This is a genomic window from Staphylococcus sp. HMSC063A07 (assembly GCF_001836955.1).
GTDB classification, from domain to species: domain Bacteria; phylum Bacillota; class Bacilli; order Staphylococcales; family Staphylococcaceae; genus Staphylococcus; species Staphylococcus lugdunensis.
This window is the reverse complement of record NZ_KV830929.1, coordinates 96,210-109,027: the sequence shown is the minus strand read 5'-3', so window position 1 is coordinate 109,027 and position 12,818 is coordinate 96,210. Positions and strand designations below refer to the sequence as shown.

Annotated in this window: 8 protein-coding genes and 1 pseudogene; 5 read left to right on the top strand and 4 right to left on the bottom strand. The window is 33.6% G+C overall.

All coding sequences use genetic code 11. The annotated features are described in order from the left end of the window. Positions 1–158: 158 nt before the first annotated feature. A pseudogene (locus HMPREF2597_RS08885) lies at positions 159–2,313 on the bottom strand (MMPL family transporter); the annotation flags it as partial. 150 nt (positions 2,314–2,463) lie between these two features. On the opposite strand from HMPREF2597_RS08885, the gene HMPREF2597_RS08880 reads away from it, so the two are divergent. Beyond that, positions 2,464–3,015, top strand: coding sequence for a TetR/AcrR family transcriptional regulator (locus HMPREF2597_RS08880; RefSeq protein WP_002478590.1), 552 nt, complete (start codon positions 2,464–2,466; stop codon positions 3,013–3,015). 243 nt (positions 3,016–3,258) lie between these two features. On the opposite strand, the gene pruA is transcribed toward HMPREF2597_RS08880, so the two are convergent. After that, positions 3,259–4,803, bottom strand: coding sequence for an L-glutamate gamma-semialdehyde dehydrogenase (pruA, locus tag HMPREF2597_RS08875; RefSeq protein WP_002460496.1), 1,545 nt, complete (start codon positions 4,801–4,803; stop codon positions 3,259–3,261). A 285-nt stretch (positions 4,804–5,088) separates the two neighbouring features. Here pruA and HMPREF2597_RS08870 point away from each other — a divergent pair, with 285 nt between their 5' ends. Then, positions 5,089–6,027 carry an NAD-dependent epimerase/dehydratase family protein gene (locus tag HMPREF2597_RS08870; protein WP_002478589.1) on the top strand — a complete coding sequence of 313 codons (939 nt, stop codon included), beginning with the start codon at positions 5,089–5,091 and terminating at the stop codon, positions 6,025–6,027. Positions 6,028–6,073: 46 nt separating this feature from the next. Here HMPREF2597_RS08870 and HMPREF2597_RS08865 read toward each other — a convergent pair whose 3' ends face one another. Together HMPREF2597_RS08865 and HMPREF2597_RS08860 are read right to left on the bottom strand one after the other, a co-directional pair. Then, positions 6,074–8,581: a glycosyltransferase gene (locus HMPREF2597_RS08865; protein ID WP_002478588.1), complete on the bottom strand. Its 2,508-nt coding sequence runs from the start codon at positions 8,579–8,581 to the stop codon at positions 6,074–6,076. 269 nt (positions 8,582–8,850) lie between these two features. Then, entirely contained in the window at positions 8,851–9,429 is a 579-nt protein-coding gene (locus HMPREF2597_RS08860) for a sugar O-acetyltransferase (RefSeq protein WP_002478587.1), read from the bottom strand. Positions 9,430–9,648: 219 nt separating this feature from the next. Between HMPREF2597_RS08860 and HMPREF2597_RS08855 the strand changes: the two genes are divergently transcribed. From HMPREF2597_RS08855 to copZ, 3 genes are all read left to right on the top strand, one after another. Further along, on the top strand, positions 9,649–9,834 hold the full coding sequence (locus tag HMPREF2597_RS08855; protein ID WP_002460500.1) for a hypothetical protein: 186 nt from the start codon (positions 9,649–9,651) through the stop codon (positions 9,832–9,834). A gap of 221 nt (positions 9,835–10,055) precedes the next feature. Continuing rightward, a complete protein-coding gene (locus tag HMPREF2597_RS08850) occupies positions 10,056–12,443 on the top strand; it encodes a heavy metal translocating P-type ATPase (protein ID WP_002478586.1) in 2,388 nt (795 codons plus the stop codon). A gap of 74 nt (positions 12,444–12,517) precedes the next feature. Further along, positions 12,518–12,724, top strand: coding sequence for a copper chaperone CopZ (gene copZ / locus HMPREF2597_RS08845; protein ID WP_002478585.1), 207 nt, complete (start codon positions 12,518–12,520; stop codon positions 12,722–12,724). Positions 12,725–12,818 lie beyond the last annotated feature (94 nt).

Here is a 12,818-nt window from a genome sequence, read left to right as displayed (position 1 = left end):
AATTGCGTGATACAACTCATACGTCGGCTGGTCTACTTGAATCATACGCATGGATGATTGATTTAATTCTTGTGATGATGCATTTGGAGTAGACGTAATATTAAATGACTGTGTATAGTTTTCTGTATGGCGATGTTGTTGATAACTATCACCACTTGGTGTCTTCATACTTTCTAGTGCATGACCTTCAATGTCTATGTGTGGAATAATGCGGCTTAACCAACCTGGTAAATACCATGATGCCTTACCAAATAATTGAGTTAGTGCTGGAATAATCATCATACGCACAACAAACGCATCAAAGAGCACACCAAATGATAGTGCCATACCCATTGATTTAATCATTACATCTTCTTGGAATACAAATGCAAAGAATACACTAAACATAATGAGTGCTGCTGCAATGATTACAGGTCCGCTTTCTTTTAATCCCACTTTAATGGAATAGGCATTATCACGTGTTTTACTATATTCTTCATGAATGCGAGACATTAAGAAGACCTCATAATCCATTGCTAGACCGAATAAAATACCTATTGTGATAACCGGTAAGAATGCTAACATTGGCCCCGTTGTTTCAACACCGAAAAGACCTTTCATAAAGCCGTCTTGCATAACGAGTGTCGTAAATCCTAAAGTGGCCATTAAGGATAGTACAAATCCAAGAACTGCTTTTAATGGGATAATGATAGATCTAAAGACAATCATTAACAGTACAAATGCTAGAATAACAATCACACCTGCAAAGAGTGGAATAGCTTCGTTTAATTTCTTAGACATGTCTATATTAATGACACTTTGTCCTGAAATTTCTGTTTTAAAACCATACTTATCTTTGGCGTCTTTATTATAATCGCGCAAATCTTGTACTAAATCATTCGTTGCTTCAGTATTTGGACCTTTTTTAGGAATCACTGCCATAAGTGCATAATCATTGTTTTTACTCATTTGAGGTTGTGATACAACATCAACGTTTTTCATGTCACTAACGTCTTTATACAATGATTTTAAGTCTTTCTGTAATTGTTGAGGATTATCTTTTTGATCTTTTACATTGATCAACATTGGTATTTGGCCATTGAAACCTTCACCAAATTTATCTGAAATAATATCATATGCTTTTTTCTGTGTCGTGTCACTTGGTTTCACACCATCATCAGGTATCGCTAACCGCATATGACTCACAGGTATCGCTGCTGCCACTAAAATAATTAAACCTAATAATACAGCAGCTAATGAATTGCCAACTACAAACTTAGACCATGGTGTATCAACATGATTCTTAAATTCTGATTTGGTTGTTTTTGGCTTGATTTGATTATGAAAAATACTAATCAACGCTGGCAATAAAGTCAATGCGCTAAACACAGCAAACGCGACACTTATTGCAGACGCAAATCCCATGACAGATAAGAAATCAATGCCTACTAACGATAAGCCACAGACCGCAATTATAACTGTCACACCAGCAAAGATAACTGCACTACCCGCCGTGCCAACTGCTAAACCAACACCTTTGATATAATCTGTTTCCGTCTTCATCACTTGACGATATCGGAAAAGAATAAATAGCGCATAATCAATACCCACTGCTAATCCAATCATTACCGCCAGCGTCAACGTTACATTAGGTATATCAAATGCAAATGTTAATAAACTAATAATACCTACACCACTACCTAGACCAATTAATGCACTGACAATAGGTAGACCTGCTGCTATAAAAGAACCAAATGTGATTAATAAGACAACGAAAGCCACAATCACACCTACAAGTTCAGACGAACCGCCAACTTCATTTGTTTGCATGCCATTACCAGTGAGTTCTGTTTGTACATTATGGTCATCTCGTAAATCTTTTAAATGATCTTTCACGTTATCGCGTGATTTATCCGATAAAGATGTTGCTGATTTGTCATAAGTAATTTCGGCAATTGCCGTCGATTTATCTTTACTAATTTGTTTTGTTTGATATGGATCTGATATTTTATCCACATGTTTATCGTCATTCTTAATATCTTTCAGTGTTTTTTTTATATCTTTTGTCATACTTTTTGAGACGATACCATTATCACTTGAAGATTTTAAAACTACACGTATGGATGCCTTTTCACTATCTTGGTTAAAATGTTTTTCAATTTTATCATTAGTATCTAGTGATTTTAGACCACTCATTTTAATATCATTATCAAATTTAGGTGCGTTAAACGATAATGGAATCATAATTGCCGCCAAGATAACAACCCAAGCTATCAAACTTGACCACTTGTGCTTCGCTACAAATGTGCCTAATTTATATAAAAATTTTGCCAAAGTATTGCCCCCTTCTAAAATCAACGTTATAGTTTAACTATACATTGTAGATTATTTAACATGCCAATATGTTACATTCTTTTGCTCTGTATTTAAAGTCATAATTAATGATATATGTATAGATAAACTACGGTTTGGAGTGAATTGTATATGAACCATAATGATTTGAGAGTTATAAAAACGAAAAAAGCATTATCTCAGAGCTTATATGAATTATTAGAAAAGCATATGTTTACAACGATTTCAGTCAACCAAATTTGTGATAACGCTATGGTACATCGCACAACGTTTTACAAGCATTTTTATGATAAATATGATTTACTAATCTACTTAATCAAATTATTAACTAAAGATTATCTTGCAACGGATATTAAAGAACGGCTCAACAATCCTTTTAAAACCATTTACACAACTTTTCAAAATAAAGCCGAATTGCAACGTATTCAACAAAAGCAACAAGATGATAAAGAATTTGAAAAAGTTGTGTCGAAATTTATCATTGATACTTTAAAAAATGATATTAAAGAAAATCAACATCGCATTATCGTCGATCGTGCTGTTCCAGAAAGTTTAATTTTTTATATTTATGACTCGACGTTAGCAGGTTTTGTAGAATGGGCTAGATGTGAAAATCCCAATATGGATGCGGATAAGATGGACAAAATATTTCATAAAGTCGTCAATTTAAAAATCCGTGATTAAAATTGAAGCTTCTATTAATAATGTATGTTGCGTCATGTTATCGTTATTATACATAAGGCACCTCGTTCATTTAGTTTAGTAGTATTTATTAAATGATACGAAACTGCCTTATTTTTTAAACATTTAAAGGTGAAATTACATGTTAATACGTAGTATTGAATAAAAAAGAAGCGCTCAGATGAGTTGAATTCAATTCATTTGAGCGCTATTTTTCTGGGATTTATATCCCAGCCTGTTTAAGTTTTAAAACATTTCTGAAACAACTTTTTGTTCTAAGAAGTTTAATAAGTAATCTGGACTACCAGTTTTAGCATCCGTACCTGACATTTTGAAACCACCAAATGGATGATAGCCTACTACCGCTGCAGTACAACCTCTGTTGAGATATAAATTACCTACGTCAAATTCATTAACTGCTTTCATCCAATGTTCACGGTTATTCGTAATCACAGCACCTGTTAAACCGTAATCTGTATCATTGGCAATGTCTATCGCTTCATCAAAGGTATCAAACTTTGTAAAGCCAACAACTGGACCAAAGATCTCTTCTTGCATAATTTGATCTGAAGATTTCAACCCTGAAATAATGGTAGGTTTAATGAAGTAACCTGTTGAATCATCTGTGTCGCCACCGATTTCAATTTTTCCTTCTTTACTACCTATTTCGATATAATTTTTAATTTTATCGAATTGCTTTTTATTAATCACAGGACCCATAAATGTGTTATCTACAGTATTACCTACTGTTAACTCTTTTGTTAATTCAATCGCTTTCTCTAATACTTCATCGTAAACAGAACTGTGTACGATGGCACGTGAGCATGCGGAACATTTTTGACCAGAAAAGCCGAATGCTGAAGTGACAATTGCTTCTGCAGCCAAGTCAGTATCAATATTCTCATCTACTACAATGGCGTCTTTACCGCCCATCTCTGCAATCACACGTTTCAAGAATGTTTGGCCTTCATGAACGACTGCACTGCGTTCGTAAATTCGTGTACCTGTTGCACGTGAACCTGTAAATGTGATGAAATGCGTGTGAACAGAGTCTACTAAATCATCACCAATTTCTTTCGGATCACCAGGTACAAAGTTTACGACGCCTTTAGGTAAACCTGCTTCTTCTAAAATTTCGATTAATTTATAAGCCGTTAGGACAGTGTCTTCCGCTGGTTTTAACAGTACTGTGTTACCGGCAATCACTGGCGCTAATGTCGTACCTGCCATAATTGCAAATGGGAAATTCCAAGGTGGGATTGTAACGCCTGTACCGATTGGTTTATAGAAGTATCTATTATGTTCACCTTCACGGTCTAATACTGGTTTACCGTCAGCTAAATCCATCATTGAACGCGCATAATATTCGATAAAATCGATACCTTCAGCAGCATCACCTACCGCTTCGTCCCATGGTTTACCTGCTTCATAGACCATTACTGCTGAGATTTCTTCCTTACGTCGACGAATGATTGCAGCTACACGTAATAATAATTCAGCACGATCTCTATGTGACCACTTGCTCCATGATTTATAAGCTTTATTTGAAGATTCGAATGCTTTTTCTACATCATCTTTAGTTGCTTTGGATACTTTTGCAATTAATTCTGATGTATTAGCAGGATTGATTGAATCAAATGTATCATCTTTAGTGATATGCTTCCCATCAATAACGATTGGAAGTGTTTGACCAAGTTCACGCTTTACCTTTTCTAATGTTTTTTGAAATCTTTCAACATTTTCTTGCACTGAAAAGTCAATTCCAGGTTCATTTTTGAAAGGTACTACCATTCTTAATTACCCCCTAAGTTTATAAAAGCTTTAAATTAAATCGTATTTTGTCTTACATAAAATGATATTTCATATCATTAAGTTCATTTTACTATTACATCCCCCATTTTTGCAATCGCTTACACAATGTTATCTGAAAAGTCTTACCTTTCTTTAAGTAACCTACATTTAATCATTCTAAGCAGCGCGACACAAATGTTATATAGAGGATTAATTTTATAATAGAAATAAAGTATAATATAATTATCATATTTTTAACGACATCATGAGTAAGGACGTGGTACTATGAAAGCACTTATTACGGGTGGAGCTGGATTTATCGGTTCTCACGTAGCAGAAAAATTTTCAAAAGAAGGTATCGAAGTATTTGTAATAGATAATTTAAGTTCAGGATTTCTCGACAATATCCCTTTTATTGATAAAGAACATATTTTTATTAAAGATGTCACTGATTTTAACTTTGTAACTGAATTAATAAAAGTATATCAATTTGATTATGTTATTCATTTAGCAGCTATGGTTAGCGTAGTTGAAACCGTTGAAAAACCAATAGAATCTAACCAAGTGAACATAGATTCTACGATTAATTTATTAGAGGCTTGTCGAAAATGGAATTCCAATTTGAAGAAATTTATCTTTGCTTCATCGGCTGCCGTTTATGGTGATTTACCTGAATTACCAAAATCAGTTTCGCAGTCTTATATTTGTCCATTGTCTCCATATGCTATTCAAAAATTTTCTGGTGAACAATATGTCAAAATTTATAATAGCCTCTATAATGTGCCAACGTCTTGTTTAAGATTTTTTAATATATATGGCCCTAAACAAAATCCAACTTCAGATTATTCTGGTGTATTGTCTATTTTAAATAATAAATTTTCACATAATCAAACTTTTACATTCTATGGTGATGGTAAACAGACCCGCGATTTTGTCTATATTGATGATTTAGTGGCAGCGTTATGGATGGTATTAAATCATTCATGTACGAATGGTTTAATCTATAATGTAGGAACTGGCCATCAAACAACTTTAAATGATGTATTTAAAGCTTTTGAGAATAGTTATGGCTATAGCATTCCTGTTCGATATGAACCACCGAGAGTTGGCGATATAAAACATTCATTAGCTGACATAAAGCCGCTTCAGCAACTTGGTTACACACCCCAATATACTATTTCAACAGGTATCGCAGCTTATTTAGATTATAATAAACAACATTAAATAGAGAGATCTGAGACATTTATTTTCATCTCAGATCTCTCTTCAACTATTTAAGTAGCTTATAAAATTCATTAATTGCTTGCTTATTATATGAAAGATAATCAAATGTTTCATATACGTCATTTTCTTTTTTGATAAAATGTTCAATCGCCTTAGCTATATCTTTAATATCGTGACTAACAAGTTTACCAAACTTGCCATCATTTAAGACATATCGATTTGCCTCAATATCAGACGCTAAAATGTTCATACCTAATGTTAAAGCTTCTAATAATACCATTGATTGACCTTCATAGTAAGAAGTCAAAGCTAATAAATCAGAATGTTTCATGATATAAAATGGATTGCTACGTTGTCCTAATAAAAATACATTGTCTTCTAATTTTAATTGCTTAATTTGCTTTTGTAATTGATTTCTAAGTGCGCCTTCTCCTATAATATAAAGCTTTACTTTAGGATAGTGTCCCACTAATTCAAATACTGCTTCAATCAATAAATCAAAGCCTTTTTCAGGTGACAATCTACCTACTGTAACTATTTTAAAATCTTCATCACTAAATCGAACAGAGTGAACTTTATTATCTCTCACATTAACTAATAAAGATTCACCATGCTTTTCATATTTATCAGAATCATCATTTTTCAGCTGATTAATTTTAGTAATATTAATTGTATTTCTAGCAGTAGCAAATTTCTTATTTAAGTTCTTTTGATTAATCTTCTCTTTATTTAATTGTTTCGTCGCATCGGATACACTGATTAGTTTATCAAAATACTGATATGTCGAAATAGCACCTTTCACATTTAAATAATGCGGTCTTTTACCATTAATTGTGCGCTTCATATCTGCTTTCATATCACTATGTAAAAAGATGAATTTGCGTTTCGCATGACTTGCTAAAATAAGATTAGCCCAAAACATAGAATACCCGCTAAAATCGATAGCGTAATCAAATTTACTATTACCAAATACTTTACGGAAATCACGTTCGTAAACTTTTTTAGGATAAAGCCATTTTTCAAACGCTTTATTCAAACCTCTTTGCCTAATAAAATTGACAATATACATTTCTTTTAATGACGCAAATAAAGGTCCTCTTCTCAAGATAATTCTGACATTTTCATTTACATTATTTAAATTATTTAAAACTTCTGCATTATTAGTACGATTAAGAAATATTGTTACATCAAAACGGCTATAATCAAGATTCTCTAATAAGTTGATGGCCGAAGAAGTAATCCCGTTATTCTTCATGCCACCCGGATAAATGAGGATTTTCTTTTTATTTACAACATTTGTTACTGGATCTATCACTTTTTTACCTTTAAATACATAATCAATGAGCGTTTGGGTAACGCTACCATTATCTAAATTGACATAGGTTTGTTTGAAATGTTGATAATTCTTTAGATATTTATCTGAAAAGTAGCTTTGTTGTTGAATAGCATCGATAACTTCTTCGATGTGGTGACAAACTGGTCCGGGTAAATCATCTATTCCTATATACATGCCTCTTGATGTTTCATATTCTTCATAATCTGGTGTATAAAATATGATGGGTTTATCTGTAACTAAAAAGTCAAAAAAGATACTTGAATAGTCCGTGATCATTAAATCTATCGCTGATAATAGCTCATTTGTATCAAAATAATCTGGTATTAAATACGGGAGTAACGCTTCATTTTCTAATGCTTCTTGATATGCATATGGATGAACTTTAACTAATACTTGATAGTTAATATGCTTTTCCAACTGTTTAATTTCATCTAGAATGTTGTTCAGACTTTCAGTTGGATTGTTAACATCCGATCCTCTCCATGTTGGACAATACAATGCTATTTCTCTGCCATCTAAATTAATATGTGTACTGATTTTACTTAATATGGATGGTTTACTTGTATTAAATGTTAAATCGATTCGAGGATATCCTATTTCAAGTATTTGTCCTCCATATATCGTTTCAAGTGCAAAAGCCCTCTTGAATATTTCTGTAGTGTGCTGATTGGGACTAATTAAATAATCACTTTGTAAAAAGTTTTTGATAATGTTTTGGGAACCTCGAAGACTATCTTCAATATCTAAGCCCATACATTTGAGAGGTGTACCATGCCAGGTATTCACGTAGATTTGATCAACTTTTTTAGTATAATAAGCTGGAAAAGTTGAGTTATTAAATAAATATTTGCATTCTGCTAAAGCTTTTAAATAATCATCAGATTCTTTAATAATAAATTCAATATTCTTAAATTTAGAGAATTTTTGTTTATAGAAATTGAGCGTAGCTTCATTGTCTACTACCCATTTATGGGTATACTTTCTATATTTTTTATTGTTTAATAAACTTTTAAAAATAGCATAGGGGCTATCTGTAATACTTTTTCCATCTCTCACTTGATATAAAATCAAGTTATTCTTTACTTTCAATCTATCGTAATATTTAGCATATGTCATAACTTTACTAGTATATGCCGATTTTTTCTTATTCTTAAGAGGAGTTGATATAAATTTGAACTTCCTTTGAATTTGATTAATTATAAATTTCTTTAATGCCATATTAATTTTTCCTTTCTAAGTTGTACTATTTAACATTATTTCTAGTTGCTTAAAAATTAATTCTATTACTACCACTATAGCTAAAAGGTTCAATTGGCAATAAAACAGAAAGTAATATAAGATCACTTCATTATATCATTTTTTTATTATATCGTGTATATTATGCGTGATAAAGTTACGTAGCTCATTGAAATGTTTCTCAACAAAAAACCTTTAATGACTTTTCTTATTTAAAGCCATTAAAGATTTGTTATTTCTGTTAACAGTATTTATATTTTCGGTGAATCACTATCATCAATGACTCTTACTACCTTGGCAGGAATACCTGCCACTAAACTATTGGGTGGAACATCTTTCGTAACTACAGCTCCAGCTGCTATAACTGAACCGTCTCCAATTGTTACCCCTGGTGTTACTACTACATTACCACCTATCCATATATTATTTCCAATTGTAATTGGAAGTGCTAATTCTAATCCTATATTACGTTCTTGATGCGTCAATGGATGGTGCGCTGTATAAAATCCACACGATGGTCCTATAAAGACATTATTACCTATAGTTATACCTCCACCATCCATAAAGTAACAATTACTATTCACAAAAATATTTTTCCCCAATTTAACGTTCCAACCATAATCCATATCGAGAGGACTATTAATAACTACATTTTCAGTTTCATAACCTAACAACTCACTTAGAATCTGAATACGTTTTTTTGAATCACTTGGTCGCGTTTGATTGTAGTCATAACATAAATCCTTTGCACGTAATAAATCTTGATGTAATTGTGTATCATAATTAGCATCATACCATTGATGAGCAAGCATTTTTTCTTTTTCTGTCATTACAATCTCCTCCACAACATCATTATTAGTTTCATTTTAATGACTAATATTCACTTTAACAACCGTTATTGTTGTCGGCTATATTCCACCCTTAATATCTCTATTATTTTTTCACTCATTACTACTTTAGAACCAGATAAAATCACTGCTCAAGTCTCATGAAATTGCTATTTATTTTTACTATACTTATACCATGACATAGCAAAGGAGATTACAATTATGAAAGGAATTTTAAAAGGTGTCTTTATTATATTAGTCATATTGGGCCTTGTTCGAACGTTTGAAAACTATGCAATTATAGATGACGTATCTAATTATTATCACGAAAACTTTGCTGAAAAGGTTAATCAATTTCAACATCATTCTAAGCAAACTGAATCGTTGTCCCCTTCTGATTTCTTCTAAACCTATGTTAACTTTTGACACTTCTTTTAACTGAACCTATAAAAGTTGCGAAAATGAACTACACATATGCTATATCGTACTTTATAAGTCCGTTAAAACATTAAAGGATTGAAATTTCTACCACTACGGTTGATTTCAGTCTTTTTTTATATGCAAACAGAATGATTGACCTATATACCTAGTAGGGGTATATTAGTAAGTAATATAAGGGAGGTTTGCATATGTCCCATACCAAATCTACTACATTAACTGTTACAGGTATGACTTGTGCTGCGTGTTCAAATCGCATTGAAAAAAAGCTTAATCGCTTAGATCATGTCACTGCCCAAGTTAATTTAACAACTGAACAAGCACATATTGAATACGATCCAAACCAATATTCGCTGCAAGCTTTCATCACTCAAATTCAACAATTGGGTTACGATGTTGCCACAGATAACTTGGAACTCGATATTACAGGAATGACTTGTGCTGCGTGCTCAAATCGCATTGAAAAGGTTCTAAGTAAACAACCTGGTGTTAATCAAGCCAACGTTAATTTAACGACTGAACAAGCATCAGTTGATTATTATCCAGGACAAACCGACGCAGATACACTTATCCAACGAATTAAACAATTAGGGTATGGTGCCCAGCTAAAGCAAAATGATGAAACACAGCACAAGCGCAAAGCGCAAGCACTCGCACATAAAAGAAATAAACTCATCGTATCAGCTATACTGTCTGTTCCTTTAGTATTAACCATGTTGATTCATCTGTTTCATATGAACTTGCCTCATATTTTAATGAATCCATGGTTCCAATTTCTGCTCGCCACGCCTATCCAATTTATGATTGGTTGGCAATTTTATGTAGGTGCTTATAAAAATTTACGCCATGGCGGTGCCAATATGGATGTACTCGTTGCTCTAGGTACTAGTGCTGCATATTTTTATAGTCTTTACGAAATGATAAAGTGGTTGTCTAAGAATACGTATCAACCACATCTTTACTTCGAAACGAGCGCGGTTCTTATCACGTTAATTCTATTTGGAAAATATTTAGAGGCACGCGCCAAATCACAAACCACATCCGCTTTAAGTGAATTGTTAAATCTGCAAGCTAAGTCTGCACGTCTCGTTCAACAAGATGGCACTGAAACGATGATCCCTCTTGCTAAAGTACAAGTCGGTCAACATTTCGTTGTTAAACCCGGAGAAAAGATTCCTGTTGATGGCGTCATCACTTCAGGGCAAACCGCAATTGATGAATCCATGCTAACTGGTGAATCATTACCTATAGATAAAACAATTGATGATGAAGTCATCGGTTCAACAATGAATCAGCAAGGTGTTATTACAATGAAAGCAACAAAAGTTGGTGAAGATACTGCCTTAGCTAATATCATTAAAGTTGTAGAAGATGCACAAGGTTCTAAAGCCCCTATTCAACGACTTGCTGACATCATTTCAGGTTATTTTGTACCTACTGTCATTGCTATAGCAATTCTAACATTCAGTATTTGGTTACTATGGATCCATCCTGGCTCCTTTGAAGATGCTTTAGTTGCAGCCATTTCCGTCTTAGTTATTGCATGTCCATGTGCACTCGGATTAGCCACACCAACTTCTATCATGGTAGGTACAGGTAAAGCAGCAGAAAACGGCATTTTATTTAAAGGCGGTGCGTTTGTTGAAACTACCCATAATATTGATACGATTGTCTTTGATAAAACAGGAACTATCACACATGGCAAACCACAAGTTACAGACTATATCGGCGATTCACGCACCTTGCAATTAGCCATGAGTGCTGAGCATAGTTCAGAACATCCACTTGCTACTGCCATCGTGACATATGGTCAAGCGCAAAAACAGACATTAACAACTGTACAATCATTCACTAATCTGCCCGGCCATGGTATTCAAGCTACCGTAGATCATGAGCACGTGCTCATCGGTAATCGTAAATTGTTATCTGACCATAATATAGCTATAGATAAATTTGATGCGCAACGTCGTCAATTAGAGTCTGAAGGTAAAACCGTTATGTTTATCGCAGTGAAAAATCAACTAACTGGCATGATCGCAGTTGCAGACACAGTGAAAGCTACTGCAAAGCAAGCGATTCACCAGCTGCATGATATGAATATTCAAACTGTTATGCTTACCGGTGACAATGAACACACTGCGAAAGCCATTGCTCAACAAGTTGGTATCGATAAAGTCATCGCACATGTTTTACCTGAAGACAAAGCGTCACATGTTGCAGATTTACAACGAGAACAGCATCAAGTTGCAATGGTGGGTGATGGTATCAATGACGCACCAGCACTAGTACAAGCAGATGTTGGCATTGCCATGGGCACAGGTACAGAAGTTGCCATTGAATCAAGTGACATCACTATTTTAGGTGGCGATCTTTCCTTATTACCAAAAGCGATTATCGCCAGCGAAAAAACAATTCATAATATTAAACAAAACCTATTCTGGGCTTTTGGTTATAATATTGCTGGTATTCCAATTGCCGCATGCGGTTTACTTGCGCCATGGGTGGCAGGTGCAGCAATGGCATTGAGTTCAGTTAGTGTTGTTACCAATGCGTTACGTTTAAAACGTATGAAACTATAAAAACTTCTCTTTATATGGTAAAAAATATTATAATACGGGTAAATACTAAATATAAAAAATGTGGAGGTTTAAATATGAAAATAGATACTTTAAATGTAGAAGGTATGAGTTGTGAACATTGTCGTAATGCAGTAGAGTCTGCTCTTGCAAAACTAAATGGTGTTTCATCTGCTGAAGTTGACTTAGATAAAGGTCAAGTAAGAGTAGGTTATAGTGAAGATAAAGTTACAATAGCCCAAATGAAAGATGCTATTGAAGACCAAGGTTACGATGTAAAATAAATCGTTGTGTTAAGAATCTGAGATATAAATCCCAACATAATGCAGTTTGGGACATAATTCCTAGAAAAATAGGGAGCGGGACAGCATTCATTAT